Origin of the sequence: Sphingomonas sinipercae (assembly GCF_011302055.1) — a bacterium.
Lineage (GTDB): Bacteria > Pseudomonadota > Alphaproteobacteria > Sphingomonadales > Sphingomonadaceae > Sphingomicrobium > Sphingomicrobium sinipercae.
In genome coordinates this window covers 1603574-1617129 of sequence record NZ_CP049871.1, presented here as the reverse complement: position 1 = coordinate 1617129, position 13556 = coordinate 1603574, and the positions used below count along the sequence as shown (strand labels likewise).

Genomic DNA, 13556 nt, shown 5'->3' with positions numbered 1-13556 from the left:
GAAGGGTAGGCTTATTCGGCCTGCGCTTCGCCTTCGCCAGCTTCGCCTTCGTCCTGGTTGATGGCCGGAACGTCGGTCGCGGCCGGAGCCTCTTCTTCCGATTCTTCCGACTTCATCGCCGACGGAGCGACAACAGTGGCGATGGTAAAATCGCGGTCGTCGATCGCCGACTTCGAACCTTCCGGCAGGGTGATCGCCGAAATGTGCAGCGAATCGCCGATTTCGAGCCCGGCGAGCGAGATCGAAATCTCGTCCGGGATCTTCGACGCGTCGCAGACCAACTCAAGCTCGTGACGGACAACGTTGAGCACGCCGCCGCGCTTCAGGCCGGGCGACTCTTCTTCGTCGGCGAAGCGGACCGGCACGTTGACGTTGACCTGGCTGTGCTCGCCGATGCGGAGGAAGTCGACATGGATCGGACGGCTCGTGACCGGGTGGAACTGCACGTCCTTGGGAAGGGTGCGGTTCGCCTTTCCGGCGATGTCGACCATGACGACGGAATTCATGAAGTGACCCGTCGACAGCATCTTGGCGAGGAGCTTTTCCTCGACATGAAGGGACAGGGGTTCTTGCTTGTCGCCATATACGACGACGGGGACCCGACCTTCACGACGCAGTGCGCGGGAGGCTCCCTTGCCAGCCCGGTCGCGCGTCTCGGCGGGCAGCGTCAGCTGTTCGCTCATTGACTATTCTCCAGTTGCGTTAACTCCCGCCACGCCTCCAGGGATGACCATGGCTTGGGAGCGCGCGCCTATAAGGGAGGGGCGCCGGTCTGGCAAGGAAGGCGCCGGCGATCGCGCTGGGCGGGTCCGCTTTTTCCCCAATGACGCAGCTGTGAATCAACTGGTGACACAATTGCATGGGTCTCTAAGCTTCGGGCTGAGCGTTCGCATTGGGGGTGAGGTTGGAATGGGCAGTTATCTTCAAGGGCGCACAATTGCACCGATTTTTGGACTGCTCGCATTGCTGGGCGGTCGGGCCGATGCGGCCCCCGCAGCTGAAGACTCCTGGGCGCTGAATGTTGCACCTGGCGAATGCCAATTGAAACGACATTACTCCCTCAACCCGCCACTGCGCCTAAGCATCGAAACCGACGTTGGCAGCGACCGCTATTCCCTGTCGATTGCTAGGAAAAACATCGACGCGCCTTCCGATGGGTTCGAATCCGACGTGGCCCTGCGGATCGATGGACGCGTCGAATGGCGCGACTTCGTGGGCGTGTTCGAGACAAACGCACCGTACGACCGCGCGGCAAACATGGCCTCGCTCTCAGCGAAGGCCGTCGACGCGATCGCCGCTGGCCACGACTTGGCTATCAGAGGCAAGAAGCTGAGGGTCGGGCCGGTACCCCTGCCACAAGCGGCGGAAGCAATATCAGCGCTACGGCTCTGCGAAGCGGAACAGCTGATCGAATGGGGAGCGGACGCGTCCCAGTTCCAACCGGGCGGCGCGCGGCCGGACGTGATGGACAGGGACCTGCTCATCCCCCAGCAAGTGCTTCGCCGGATGCGCTTCCCTCAGCAGCGCGGCAAGATGTCTTACGCGTTGCTACTTAACGAGCAGGGCAGCGTTGTGAGCTGCAACCGGCATTCTGGCCCCGGCAATCCTGTCTTCGATCGTGAGCTCTGTGCGCAGCTGCAAGGCCGGAAGATCGGCACGCCCGCTCGTGATCCGGCGGGGAAACCTGTTCGTGGCGTTGTGACTTACATTCCTGGGCTGATGATAACGGTGATCACTAGCACGCGAGGGTAGCCGGCGGTCGCCCGATTTCAGTTGATCCGCATCGTCCCGACGCCGAGCGAGGCGAGCTTGATCTGGACGCTGTCCGGCCCGGCCAGGTGCCCGGCACCGACGGCGACGAAGACTGTCCCCGGCTGCTGCAGTCGTGCCGCGATCCACTGGGCCCAGCGCGAATTGCGGTCGGCGAACATGGTCCGGTAAGTTTGCGGGGTCTGGACTCGCATCTGCTCAAGCATCGGCGCGAAGGTGTTGAGGTCGCCCCGGTTCCAGGCATCCTGCAGTTGCGCAAGCACGTTCGACACCGCCTTGATCGTGGCCGCGTCCGTCGGCGGCGCAGGCTGCGCGGCGAGGGGCCGCGGGGCTTGGGCCGAAAGGGCGCTGAACATGTTCAGCTGGAATTCCAGCGGCTCCAGCCCACCGAGCGCCTTGCCCGAAGATTCCGCCGCGTTGCGAAGCTCGGCGTCGGCACCAAGGTTGCTCGACATGCCGCGCGCGTGACCGGCATTCATCACCAGCCTGGTCGACGCGAGCAGGGAGCCGGAACGGGCAAGCTGCCGGGCCGGGGCCGAAAGGGCCGGCGCGCCGGTCGGCAGGGCCGTGCTCCCCAGTCTTCCCGGCTTGGGCAGGATGGTTTCAAGCACGAGCTGGTCGGAGGCGTCGAACGCGCTGCGCACCCGGTCCTTGAACCAATGGGTCGTGCCGTCGAGTGCGTGGAAAGTGCCGAATAGATAAATGGTCGTGTCGTGATCGCTGATTTTCCACAGCGCCGGCTGCACCGGGTCGCGGGACGGTACGGCCGTCGTCGGGTTGACCATCGCCGATGCGATCAAAAGCGGAATCATGCTCATTACAAAGCGTTCCCCATGCATCGGGAAACCTGCGCGCATCCGGCATCCGTCCAGCATCCACGGGCGCTTCGGGCAAAGCTCACCCGTCGCGCGAAACGCGCTTTCTCGATCACCTGATGGTTCGCGACCCCCGCCCGATACCGTGGATGAGGATGCTCACCGACAGGTTTAAAAATGTCTAGCGTTATTCGCCGAAAGTGAAAAATTCTCGTTGCGGCGCAATAACAAAGCGCGCCGGGAAGTCCGTCTCCGGCGCGCTTCGCCCCCGCTGATGATGGCCTGCGCGCGAGCAGGATTTAGCCGCGACTGTCAGCGGAACCGGTAATAGGCGCTGGCGGCAAGCGAGGTGAAGACGAAGAGAATGTAGATCACCCAGTGGATGGGCTCGATCACAAACCCGCCCTTCCACAGCAGGAACCAGACTGGATAGACCACCATGAACGCGGTGCCCGCGAAGGCGCTGGCCTTATATTGGGTCTGCGTCTGCACCTCATCCATCGTCTTGTGGAGCAATATACTCGCGCCGATGATGGCGACGAGGTAAACAATGGTCGTCGCGATCGCGAGTTCGGGCGACCAGACGTCGGCGCCGTCCAGCAACGCCTTGGCTTCGCCCCGGCCGATGAACACGCCAGCGAGAAACCCCGGGACCGCAAGCGCGGCGATGATTCCAACCTGCTTGCGGCGGGTCATGGCTTCGCGGCGCTCGCCGACGCCCATCTTGTCCTCAACCATCGGCTTCACCCTCGTCATGGAAAATCGTTTCGATACTGAGTTCAAAGAGGCGCGCGATCTTGAAGGCCAGCGGCAGCGAAGGATCGTACTTCCCAGTCTCGATCGCGTTCACTGCCTGGCGGGAGACGCCCAGCCTGCCGCCCAGTTCGGCCTGGCTCCACCCACGCTCGGCGCGCAGCACGCGGAGGCGGTTGTTCACCCCCTCAAGCCTTGGCCGGAGCGCCGATGCCGTCGCCGATCAGCGGGGACGCCGGCCCCACCGCGGCCGAGATTGCGGCCGAACTCACAAGCAGCGACGCGAACAGCGCCGCGACCATCTTTGCAGTCCTGATTTCCTGTAACATTTCGTCATCCCACCCTTGGCTTTCACCCGACTCGATGTCAGGTGTCCATGACTATTTGTCAGCGAAGGATGACCATGTCAAGCGAGCCTGACAAAAAATCATGCAGCCATGACAAAAAGACATCATGAGCTGACTTTCAGCCGGCCTTGGGAGCAGTCCGACGGCTTACTGGACCCGCTTTATCCGATAGCCCCCCCGCGAGAGCATCGTCTGCACCGAATCCGGGCCGGCGAGATGGCCAGCGCCGACTGCGACGAGCACCGTCCCCGGCGCGGCAAGCCGCTTTTCGATCCACCGGCTCCAGTTCGCATTGCGGCGCTTGGCGAGCACTTCGATCAGCCCGGGCGACGACCCAAGGTCTGCATTGAACGACTTGCCGACCGCTTCGACGTCGCCGCGGGCCCAGGCGCGAAGCATGATGTCGAACTGCTTGCCGGCAAGCTCGGGCGAATCGATCGCACCTTCGAGCAGCGCGCGCTGCGCCGGCTCCGGCAGGTCGTTGAAGAAGCCGAGCTGCTCGCCGTTCGTCTCCAGCTGGCCGATCGGCTTGCCCGCTGCCGCGAAGGCGTCGCGCAACGTCTGTTCGACTCCGGCATCTCCGTGCAGGCCAAGCTCCTTGAATTGCGTGCCGAGCAGCGAGAATGCGGCGGCCCAGGTCTTCATCCGGTCGAACGCCGGGCGGGGAATCCCGCTCTTGACGATCGTCGCCTCCAGCATCGCCCGTTTCGCCGGGTCGATCCGGCTCGCCAGCGGCGGTAGCCCGTCGGCATAGCCCAGCCGCACCAGCTCCCTCGCCAGTTCGGCGGGGTTTTTGGGATCTATGATAGTCTCCACCACCAACGTATCCGATTCCGCGATCGCTTTGCGCAGGCGCGGCGTTTCCCAGCGGAACTCCTTGGGCAGCAGGTGGATCGTCCCGAACAGGTAAATCTTCGTGTCGGGATCGGACACTTGCCACAGCGCCGGGCGCGCTTCGGCGGTCTTTGCTTCGGCCTTTCCGGCAACCGGCCCGAAGGCGAGGGCCGGGACTGCAAGCAGGGCGGCGGCGCGGCGCAGATACTTCAGGAACATTGGTGACCTTTCGCGGAGTTGGAGCTGATGTAGGGGCTGCGCGCTGAACGTCCACTTGCCCGCCGCTTTCGCATCCGCCAAAGCCACGACGTTCACTCAGCACGAGACCGGGGCGCCTTCTTGTCACTGACCTTTCAGGACCTGATTCTGACGCTGCATCGCTATTGGAGCGAGCAGGGGTGCGTGCTCCTGCAGCCCTACGACCTGGAAATGGGGGCGGGGACGTTCCACCCGGCGACGGTCCTGCGCGCGCTCGGCCCGGACCATTGGCGCGCGGCTTTCGTGCAGCCGTGCCGGCGGCCGACCGACGGCCGCTATGGCGAGAACCCGAACCGCCTGGGCCATTATTACCAGTATCAGGTGGTTCTGAAGCCGAGCCCGCCGAACCTGCAGGAACTGTACTTGGGCAGCCTGTCGGCGATCGGGATCGACCCGCTCAAGCACGACATCCGCTTCGTCGAGGACGATTGGGAAAGCCCGACGCTCGGCGCCTGGGGCCTCGGCTGGGAAGTGTGGTGCGACGGCATGGAAGTGACCCAGTTCACGTATTTCCAGCAGGTTGGCGGCTTCGACTGCAAGCCCGTCTCGGGTGAGCTGACCTACGGGCTCGAGCGCTTGGCGATGTACATCCAGGGCGTCGACAACGTCTTCAACCTGAAGTTCAACGAGACCACGTCCTACGGCGACGTGTTCAAGGAAAACGAACGCGAAGCGTCGAAATATAATTTCGAAGTCGCCAACACCGACACTTTGTTCGAAGGGTTCAGGAAAGCCGTCGCGGAATGCGAGCTGTGCCTGGGCAACGCGCTGCCGATCCCGGCCTATGAGCAGGCGATCAAGGCCAGCCACATCTTCAATACGTTGCAGGCGCGCGGCGTGATCTCGGTCGCGGAGCGCCAGGCCTACATTGGCCGGGTCCGCGACCTCGCCAAGGGCGCCTGCGCCGCGTGGATGGACAAGAACGGGTGGGTAGCTTGAGCGCGGCTGACTTCCTGCTGGAGCTTCGGTGCGAGGAAATCCCGGCGCGGATGCAGGCGGGCGCGCGCCGTGACTTGGAGCGGCTGTTCGTCGAAGAACTCGGCAAGGCTGGGCTGAAGAGCGGCGCCATCGAGTCCTATTCGACGCCGCGGCGGCTGGCGCTGATCGCGCGCGACCTGCCGTTGCAGACGGAGGACCGCCGCGAGGAGCTTAAGGGTCCCCGCACCTCGGCGCCGCCGCAGGCGCTCGAGGGGTTCCTGCGCAAGACTGGCCTGGCGCGCGAGCAACTTGAGGACCGCGACGGCGTCTATTTCGCGGTGGTCGAGACGGCAGGGCAGGGCACGGCGGAACTGCTCGGCGGGATGATCGAGCGCATCGTCGGCAACTTCCCCTGGCCCAAGTCGATGCGCTGGGGGGAAGCGTCGGCCAGCACGGCTTCGCTGCGCTGGGTGCGGCCGTTGCACGGCGTCGTCGCCATCCTTGGCGAAGATATCGTTCCGGTCGCCCTCGACGGCGTCGAATGCGGCGCGACGACGTTCGGCCACCGCTTCCACTGCCCCGGCCCGATCACCATCGGCGGCGCAGGGGATTACGTTGAAAAGCTGCGCGCCTGCCACGTCATCGTCGACCAGGCGGAGCGTGAACGGATAGTCCGCGACGGGGCTGCGCGGGCCGCTTCCGAAGCGGGATTGGCCATCGTCGAAGATGAGGGGCTGGTCGTCGAGAACGCGGGCCTGACCGAATGGCCGGTGCCTTTGCTCGGCCGGTTCGATCCCGAATATCTCGACGTGCCGCGCGAGGTGATCGTGCTGACCATGCGCGCGAACCAGAAGTATTTCGCTTGCACCGACGCCGGCGGCGAACTGGCCCCGGCGTTCGTCTGCACCGCGAATATCGACGCGACCGACGGCGGCGCCGCGATCGTCGAAGGCAACAAGCGCGTCCTCGCCGCGCGCCTGTCCGACGCTCGGTTCTTCTGGGAACAGGACCTGAAGGTGCCGCTGGAGGAGCAAGCGAAGAAGCTTTCCGGAATCATTTTCCATGAAAAGCTCGGCACCATCGCCGACAAGGTCGAGCGGGTCGCGAAGCTGGCCCGCTGGCTGGTCGACAGCGGAGTCATCGACGCCGACGCGGACCAGGTCGAACGCGCCGCGCTGCTCGCGAAGGCGGACCTCGTTACCGGCATGGTCGGCGAGTTTCCGGAATTGCAGGGCGTGATCGGCGGCTATTTGGCGCGCGCGCAGGGCGAGGCGGATGCGGTCGCGAACGCGGTGCGCGATCACTATGGCAATCCGCGCGACCCGCTGTCCGCCGCGCTTGCCCTGGCCGACAAGCTGGACACGATCTGTGCGTTTTTCAGCGTCGAATTGAAGCCGACTGGATCGAAAGACCCGTTCGCGCTTCGCCGGGCTGCGATCGGCTCGATCGAGATGATCGTGGACGCCGGCTTGCGGCTAAACCTTCGGCAGGCCGTCAGGGGTACTCTCGCAAATCGCGCGGCGGCCAGCGGCGACGAAGCAATCCACCGTCTCGACCGCAATGCCGACGAGATCATGGCTTTCTTCGCCGACCGGCTGAAGGTGCAGCAGCGCGAGGCGGGGGTTCGGCACGACCTGATCGACGCGGTGTTTGCGCTTGGCGGCGAGGATGACTTGGTGCGGCTGCTGGCGCGGGTGAAGGCGCTGCAGGCGTTCGTTGAGACGGAGAACGGCGCGAACCTGCTCGCCGGTTACAAGCGCGCAGCGAACATCCTGAAGAAGGAAGAGGGCAGCTGGACCCCGGATCAAGTCAGGGGCAACGGTGAAATGCCGGCGGAGGAAAGTGCGCTCGCCGCCGCTCTTGAAGGCGCCGAGCTGCGCGCGATCACCGCAATCGACGCGGAAGACTTCACCGCCGCCATGGATGCGCTCTCATCCCTGCGTGCGCCGATCGACGCCTTCTTCGACAAGGTGACGGTGAATGCCGACGATGCTGCCGTGCGCGCGCGTCGGCTCAACCTGCTGATGCGCTTCCGCGACGCAGTGAACCGCGTCGCGGATTTCTCGAAGATCGAAGGCTAGGCCCGGCGGTCGTCAGTCGGGCGCCGATCGACGCTGTCGCGCACGCCGTCGCCGTCAATGTCGCTCGACGTCGTGACGTCGCGGTCACGGATGGCTGCGCCGCGCAGGGTGTCGCGCTCACGCCAATCCTTTTCGCGCTCGCTCCAATGCGCCTCGCGGTCGCGATGTTCTTTTTCAAGCTCCTCGCGCCGCCGCGTTTCTTCGCGATAGCGGGTCTTCCACTTGCGGCCGCCGCCGGCGAACAGGAAGGCGCCGACCAGAAGGCCGAGCACGAACACGAGCGCCAGGATCACCCACTGGTCGGATGTGAAGGCAACCATCTGTCTTATTCCCCTTGGTTGAAGGCTTGGGGACTTAAGCGCAGCAGCGGCCAATCCGTTCCGGGCGCGCAACCTACCTGTTGATGAGGTTGTCGCTAATCGAGCAGGCCGCCGGTCCGAGGATGACGACGAACAGCGTCGGCAGGATGAACAGGATCAGCGGCACTGTCATGATCGCCGGCAGGCGCGCGGCCTTTTCCTCGGCGCGCATCATGCGCTCGTTGCGGAATTCGGCCGACAGAACGCGCAGCGCGGAAGCGAGCGGGGTGCCGTACTTCTCGGTCTGGATCATGGTCGTGACGACACCGCGAACCGCTTCCAGGTCAACCCGGTTGGCCAGGTTCTCGAACGCCTGGCGACGCTCGTTGAGGAAGCCCAGCTCGATCGCGGTCAGCCCGAATTCGTCGCCCAGCTCCGGATAGGCCTTGCCCAGCTCGCGCGAGACGCGGCCGAACGCGGCGTCGACGGTCAGGCCCGCCTCGGCGCAGATGACCAGCAGGTCGAGCGCGTCGGGAAGGCCCTTGCGAACGGCATGGCTGCGCTTGGTGACCTTGTTTTTCAGCCACACGTCCGGCGCCTTGTACGAACCGACAAGGACGGCGGCGACGGTCGCATATTTGCGGAACCAGCCCCATTCCGGCCAATATTGGACGAGGTAGATCAGGACCACCGCGGTCAGGCCGAGCACGACCGGCAGCACGAAGCGGGCGAAGATGATGAAGAACGCCAGGTCCTTGGTGCGGATACCGGCCTGCATCAGCCGCTGCTGCGTCTTCTGGATCTGGTCGTCCTGGAGCATCTTGAAACTGCTCAGGATCGAGCGCACCCGGTCCGCCGCTTCGTTGCGGTGGTTGAGTTTCTTCCGCTTGTTGGTCGACGCGACGATGCCGGCCTTGAGCTGCTCGCGCCGGTCGTTCAGCGCCTTCACGCGGCGCGCCATCGGGTCCTTGACCGTCGTCGCCGCATAGATTGCGAGCATCACCGCGAGGCACGCGACGCCGCTCAGCAGCGTCGCTACCAGGATGACGTCGAAGCCGAGAAGAGTGGGGCCGGAGGCCTGCATATCCGTCTTTCGCCCCTTAGATCTCGAAGTTGACCATCTTGGCCATGATGAACACGCCAATGCCCATCCACACCAGGCCGCCCATGCCCGCGACCATCAGCCGTTCGTCGACGAAGAAGCCGCCCATATATTCGGGGTTGATCATCGTCACGAGCGTGAAGACCACGAACGGCAGCGAACCGACGATGTAGGCGGAGGCCTTCGATTCCGAGCTCATCGCGCGGATCTTGAGCTTCATCTGCCCGCGCTTGCGCAGCACGTCGGCCAGGTTGGACAGCGTTTCCGCCAGGTTGCCGCCGGTTTCCCGCTGGATCGCCAGGGTGATGACGAAGAACTGGAATTCGGGCGTCCCAAGCCGGTCCGCCGTGTCCTGGAGCGATGCTTCCATCGTCTTGCCGAGCTTCATCTTGTCGGCGACCATCCGGAATTCGACGCCGACCGGGCCCTGGACCTCGGTCGCGACGATGCCGATCGTCTCGCTGATCGGAAGGCCCGAACGAAGGCCACGGACCATCAGTTCGATGGCGTCGGGGAAGTTGGAATTGAACTTGTTGACCCGCCGGGTGATCATCTTGCCGATGATGAAGTGCGGTCCGCCGATGCCGAAGAACAGGCCGGCGAAGATGGACAGCAGAAGCGGCGCGCCGCGCAGCATCAGCACCACCATGACGACCAGCAGGATGCCGCCGCCGATCATCGCATATTTACCGAGCGAGATGTTCTTGCCGGTCATCTCCAGCCGCTTGCGGAGCAAGGCGGGCTTGGGGATGATCGTGCTGGCCCAGCCGTCGATGCGGCTGGCGCGGGCCGCCATCAGCTTGCGGATCTGCGCCTGCGCCGAAGCGGCGACGCCTTCCGCGTGCCGCTCCTTCACCAGCTCCATGCGCCGCTTGATGGCCTTGGAGGCCGACGGACCGCTGAAGGCGTTGTAGAGCAGCAGCAGCGCGCCGACGGCTCCGATCGCAAGGATCGCGATGAACATCATTGGTGCTGCCCCGTTCCCCTGAACCTGTGCAAGTGACGCTGCACGGCGTGCTTAAGCCGCCTTGGCTTTCGGCTTGCTCAACATCTGCTTCAGGTTCGTCACCAAACCCTTGCCGCCGGACTCGCCGCTTTCGGCCGCCTGCACGCCTTCATCGCTGGCGTGGCTCAGGACCATCTTCAGCAACTGGTTGTACGGCGCCGCCAGCTTGCCCGTCGCGATCTCAGCGACCGGCTTGCCAAGCTTGGCGGATTGCGCGGCCAGCTTACTGTCGAACGGGAAGACGATGTCTACCGGCCGCTCGATTGACTGCTCGAAGTCCTTGCGGCTGATTTCCAGCGCGCCGCCGTTGGGGACGCGGTTGGCAACCACGATGACCTTGGTCTGCGGCGCATTCGACTTCAGCCAGGCGAGGATGCGGATTGCATCGCGCGTCGCGGCCAAAGTCAGTTCGGCGACGACGACCGCAACGTGCGGGTCATGGACCAGATGCGGGTGTGCGATCAGCATGTGGCGCGGCAGGTCGAGGACGGTAGCCTCGAAGGCGTTGCGCATTTCTTCCTGCAACTGGAAGAAGGCGCTTCCGTCGGTCAGCAGCGGCTGGTGGATCGGCGCTTCCGCCGACAACACCGACAACCGCTCGTTGGCCCGGACCATTGCGCGCTCGATGAACAGTCCATCGATGCGGCTTGGATTCTCGATCGCGTCGGTCAGGCCGCGGCCCGGTTCCAGGTCGAGCGACAGGGCGCCGGTGCCGAAGTGGACGTCGAGGTCGAGCAGTGCGGTCGAACGCTGTGCGCGCTCACCCAGCAGCCAGGCCAGCGACGTCGCCAGGCCGGACGCGCCGACCCCGCCGCGCACGCCGATGACCGCGGCCATCACGTGCGGCTTTTCAACCTGCGAATCCCCGCGCGGTCCGGACAGGATCGACTGGGCATGAGCGAAGCTGTCGCGCAGCTGGTCGACCGTGAACGGCTTCAGCAGATAATCGTGGATGCCGCTCGAAAGCAGGTCGCGATACAGGCGAACGTCGTTCACTTGCCCGGCGGCCATCACGATCGTGCCCGGTTCGCAAACCTCGGCAAGGGCGTTGATGTCGTTCAGCGGATCGGCCGATTCCGAAAGGTCGACGAACAGGATGTTCGGGCTTGCCGACACCGACAGCGACTGCACCGCGTTGCGCAGTCCGCCCTTGTTCACTTTCTCCGGGCTCCAGCCATGCTCCACGGCGATCGGCCGCAGCATATCGGCCGTGGCATCGTCGCAGACAAAGGCGGTGAACGGATCGCGGAGTCCCGCGCGCGCCTGGAATGGGGCGTTCATGCCTACTTACCTTCCTTGGTATTGACGTCCTGCAGACCCTTTTTGCCGGTCGGCGGAGCGGTGCGGTAATATTCGACGGCCTTGCTGGCAGTCTGCGTGTCCCCAAGGCCGCCGGAATCGCGCCCGTGGAACAAGTCTTCCGGGTTGGCGACCATCGCGGCCATGTTGGAGTTCACCGCGCAGCCGTAGTTCGGCGTGCTCGTGTTGCTGTAGTTGAAGCTGGGTGCAGGATTCCAAAGCGGGCACCCCGGCACCTCGGCCCGGGTGCGGCTGACAATCACGCGCACTGCGCCCTCACCGATCGCGCCGGTCAACACCGGGGCGGAGGGCAATACGGCCATCCCATAAGCGCCGGCGATCTGCGCGACTTGGCCGCGAACCGAGTCCGCATAGGGCCCGTCGACGTAGATGGAGTCGCCGTAACCCAGGTTCAGCGTGCGGAACCAGCTATCGAGCCGGGCGACTTCCTGCGGGGGCAGAACGCCGGCCGGTGCCGACAGGTCATAAGTGAAAGCGGCGCGGCTGAGCACCGGCTCATTGACGGCGCTGACGCCACGGGCTGCCGGGATCTCGCCGGTCTGAGCGCAGGCGCTCAGGCTAGACGCCACCAGCAGGAGGCAAAGCTTGGTACGCATGTTCACGTCCTTCCTGTGCAGCCGGTTCACAGCTTGAACCCGGGGGCGGCGGCGCTTCCCGGCACTGCCTGGATTGTTGCCACCGGGGCGGCGGCGGGCGCGGCGCTGACGCCGGTGACCGTCTGGCCAAAGGCGACGCGCTGGGCGTCGGTCGGTGCGCGAAGCCCGTCCGTCGGCAGGGCCATGCGGCCGCTGACCGGGCGGACCAGGTACGGCGTCACGATGATGACCAGTTCGGTCTCCTGCCGTTTGTAGCTGGTCGAGCGGAACAGCGCCCCAAGGATCGGGAGGTCGCCCAGGAACGGCGCCTTGTCGATGTCGTTGGTCAGCGCGTTGCGCAGCAGGCCGGCGATCATGAAGCTCTGGCCGGAGCCGAGCTCCACCGTCGTTTCAGCGCGGCGGGTCGTCAGCGCCGGGACGACGAAGTCGTTGAGCTTGACCGACCCTTCGTTCGAAAGTTCGCTGACCTCCGGGCGAACGCGCATCGAAATGCGGCCATCGCCGAGCACGATCGGCGTGAAGGCCAGGCCGACGCCATATTGCTTGTACTCGATGGTGATGCCCTGGTTGCCCTGCGACACTGGGATCGGGAATTCGCCGCCGGCCAGGAAGCTGGCGGTTTCGCCGGACAAGGCCGTCAGGTTCGGTTCCGCAAGCGTGGTGACCAGGCCATCGGTTTCCGCCAGGTTGAGGCGGCCGATCAGGTCGAGGCCGAGGAACCGCTTGCCGAGCCCGAAGGTCGTGCCGATGGTGCCGCGGATGATCTTGCCGGTGTCGCTGCCGTCCGTGTCGTCGCCAGCACCCGCCGGCGGGACGTAGATGCCGTCACCCTGCGCGACCGAAAAGCCGTTGCCGACGCCAAGAAGGTTGACACCGAACTGCTTCAGCAGGCTGCGGTTCACCTCCGCGATGCGCACCCGCAGGTTGACCTGCAGCGGCGTCGAGGAACGCAGCCGGCTGACCACTTGCGTGCCTTCGCCGACATAGGCCTGGACCAGTCGCTGCGCTTCCTCGACATCGGTCGGGGAGGCGACGGTGCCGGTCAGCAGCACAAGGTTGTTCATCGGCGTCGCCTGAAGGTTGGCTTCGGGCATCGCCAGGCGGAGCATTTCGTCCACCGAGCTGATGTTGTTGCCGACGCGAACGGTCGAGGCATAAACCACGCGCCCGTCCTTGCCGGTCGCGTAGACGGTGGTTTCACCGTTGCCCTTGCCGAACACATACAGCTGGGTCGAGGAACGGACCTGAACGTCGGCGACCTTGTCGTTGGCGACGAAGACGTCGGTCATCGGCGAGGACAGCCGCACCAGAGTGCCGGTGCCCTGCGACAGGTTGAGCGTTTCCGACGGCTTGGCCGACATTGACTGGGCGAGGGCCGGGGCTGGAGCCGCGGCTCCGGCGAAGCCGATCGCCAGGGCGATTGCGGCCGCGCCCGTCTTGAGGTTGAACCTGTTCAT

14 protein-coding genes are annotated in these 13556 nt (G+C 64.9%); 3 read left to right on the top strand and 11 right to left on the bottom strand.

The window, feature by feature from the left end; all coding sequences use genetic code 11:
- Window positions 1-11 precede the first annotated feature (11 nt).
- Entirely contained in the window at window positions 12-683 is a 672-nt protein-coding gene (locus G7078_RS08415; protein ID WP_166094995.1) for a 50S ribosomal protein L25/general stress protein Ctc, read from the bottom strand.
- Between the two features lie 226 nt (window positions 684-909).
- Between G7078_RS08415 and G7078_RS08410 the strand changes: the two genes are divergently transcribed.
- Window positions 910-1752: a hypothetical protein gene (locus tag G7078_RS08410; protein WP_166094993.1), complete on the top strand. Its 843-nt coding sequence runs from the start codon at window positions 910-912 to the stop codon at window positions 1750-1752.
- Between the two features lie 17 nt (window positions 1753-1769).
- Here the strand turns inward: G7078_RS08410 and G7078_RS08405 are convergent, their stop codons facing one another.
- From G7078_RS08405 to G7078_RS08390, 4 genes are all read right to left on the bottom strand, one after another.
- On the bottom strand, window positions 1770-2582 hold the full coding sequence (locus G7078_RS08405; protein ID WP_166094991.1) for a TraB/GumN family protein: 813 nt from the start codon (window positions 2580-2582) through the stop codon (window positions 1770-1772).
- A 315-nt stretch (window positions 2583-2897) separates the two neighbouring features.
- Window positions 2898-3341: a hypothetical protein gene (locus G7078_RS08400; RefSeq protein ID WP_166094989.1), complete on the bottom strand. Its 444-nt coding sequence runs from the start codon at window positions 3339-3341 to the stop codon at window positions 2898-2900.
- Window positions 3316-3522: a helix-turn-helix transcriptional regulator gene (locus tag G7078_RS08395; RefSeq protein ID WP_166094987.1), complete on the bottom strand. Its 207-nt coding sequence runs from the start codon at window positions 3520-3522 to the stop codon at window positions 3316-3318. The genes G7078_RS08400 and G7078_RS08395 overlap by 26 nt, the downstream gene beginning before the upstream one ends.
- 310 nt (window positions 3523-3832) lie before the next feature.
- Window positions 3833-4738, bottom strand: a complete 906-nt coding sequence (locus tag G7078_RS08390; RefSeq protein ID WP_166094985.1) for a TraB/GumN family protein — start codon at window positions 4736-4738, stop codon at window positions 3833-3835.
- 120 nt (window positions 4739-4858) lie between these two features.
- Here G7078_RS08390 and G7078_RS08385 point away from each other — a divergent pair, with 120 nt between their 5' ends.
- Together G7078_RS08385 and glyS are read left to right on the top strand one after the other, a co-directional pair.
- The gene (locus G7078_RS08385; protein ID WP_206367441.1) at window positions 4859-5716 is read left to right on the top strand and encodes a glycine--tRNA ligase subunit alpha; all 858 of its coding nucleotides are present in this window, start codon (window positions 4859-4861) and stop codon (window positions 5714-5716) included.
- Window positions 5713-7776 (top strand): glycine--tRNA ligase subunit beta, encoded by a 2064-nt coding sequence (gene glyS / locus G7078_RS08380; protein ID WP_425505240.1) that lies wholly within the window; start codon window positions 5713-5715, stop codon window positions 7774-7776. The genes G7078_RS08385 and glyS overlap by 4 nt, the downstream gene beginning before the upstream one ends.
- Here the strand turns inward: glyS and G7078_RS08375 are convergent.
- The 6 genes from G7078_RS08375 to G7078_RS08350 all read right to left on the bottom strand — a co-directional run bounded on the left by G7078_RS08375 (window position 7773) and on the right by G7078_RS08350 (window position 13556).
- A complete protein-coding gene (locus G7078_RS08375; RefSeq protein WP_166094980.1) occupies window positions 7773-8096 on the bottom strand; it encodes a hypothetical protein in 324 nt (107 codons plus the stop codon). The genes glyS and G7078_RS08375 overlap by 4 nt on opposite strands.
- A gap of 73 nt (window positions 8097-8169) precedes the next feature.
- On the bottom strand, window positions 8170-9159 hold the full coding sequence (locus G7078_RS08370) for a type II secretion system F family protein (RefSeq protein ID WP_166094978.1): 990 nt from the start codon (window positions 9157-9159) through the stop codon (window positions 8170-8172).
- Between the two features lie 16 nt (window positions 9160-9175).
- Entirely contained in the window at window positions 9176-10144 is a 969-nt protein-coding gene (locus G7078_RS08365; RefSeq protein WP_166094975.1) for a type II secretion system F family protein, read from the bottom strand.
- Between the two features lie 51 nt (window positions 10145-10195).
- On the bottom strand, window positions 10196-11464 hold the full coding sequence (locus G7078_RS08360; RefSeq protein WP_166094973.1) for a pilus assembly protein CpaE: 1269 nt from the start codon (window positions 11462-11464) through the stop codon (window positions 10196-10198).
- Between the two features lie 2 nt (window positions 11465-11466).
- Window positions 11467-12099: a CpaD family pilus assembly protein gene (locus G7078_RS08355; protein ID WP_166094971.1), complete on the bottom strand. Its 633-nt coding sequence runs from the start codon at window positions 12097-12099 to the stop codon at window positions 11467-11469.
- A 26-nt stretch (window positions 12100-12125) separates the two neighbouring features.
- A complete protein-coding gene (locus G7078_RS08350) occupies window positions 12126-13556 on the bottom strand; it encodes a type II and III secretion system protein family protein (protein WP_166094969.1) in 1431 nt (476 codons plus the stop codon).

Excerpts from the sequence above, each read along its gene's own strand:
- G7078_RS08360 (WP_166094973.1), bottom strand. The coding sequence starts at position 11,464 with ATGAACGCCCCATTCCAGGCGCGCGCGGGACTCCGCGATCCGTTCACC.
- G7078_RS08370 (WP_166094978.1), bottom strand. The coding sequence starts at position 9,159 with ATGCAGGCCTCCGGCCCCACTCTTCTCGGCTTCGACGTCATCCTGGTA.
- G7078_RS08405 (WP_166094991.1), bottom strand. The coding sequence starts at position 2,582 with ATGATTCCGCTTTTGATCGCATCGGCGATGGTCAACCCGACGACGGCC.
- G7078_RS08355 (WP_166094971.1), bottom strand. The coding sequence starts at position 12,099 with ATGCGTACCAAGCTTTGCCTCCTGCTGGTGGCGTCTAGCCTGAGCGCC.
- G7078_RS08400 (WP_166094989.1), bottom strand. The coding sequence starts at position 3,341 with ATGACGAGGGTGAAGCCGATGGTTGAGGACAAGATGGGCGTCGGCGAG.
- G7078_RS08410 (WP_166094993.1), top strand. The coding sequence starts at position 910 with ATGGGCAGTTATCTTCAAGGGCGCACAATTGCACCGATTTTTGGACTG.
- G7078_RS08390 (WP_166094985.1), bottom strand. The coding sequence starts at position 4,738 with ATGTTCCTGAAGTATCTGCGCCGCGCCGCCGCCCTGCTTGCAGTCCCG.
- G7078_RS08415 (WP_166094995.1), bottom strand. The coding sequence starts at position 683 with ATGAGCGAACAGCTGACGCTGCCCGCCGAGACGCGCGACCGGGCTGGC.
- G7078_RS08350 (WP_166094969.1), bottom strand. The coding sequence starts at position 13,556 with ATGAACAGGTTCAACCTCAAGACGGGCGCGGCCGCAATCGCCCTGGCG.
- G7078_RS08375 (WP_166094980.1), bottom strand. The coding sequence starts at position 8,096 with ATGGTTGCCTTCACATCCGACCAGTGGGTGATCCTGGCGCTCGTGTTC.
- G7078_RS08365 (WP_166094975.1), bottom strand. The coding sequence starts at position 10,144 with ATGATGTTCATCGCGATCCTTGCGATCGGAGCCGTCGGCGCGCTGCTG.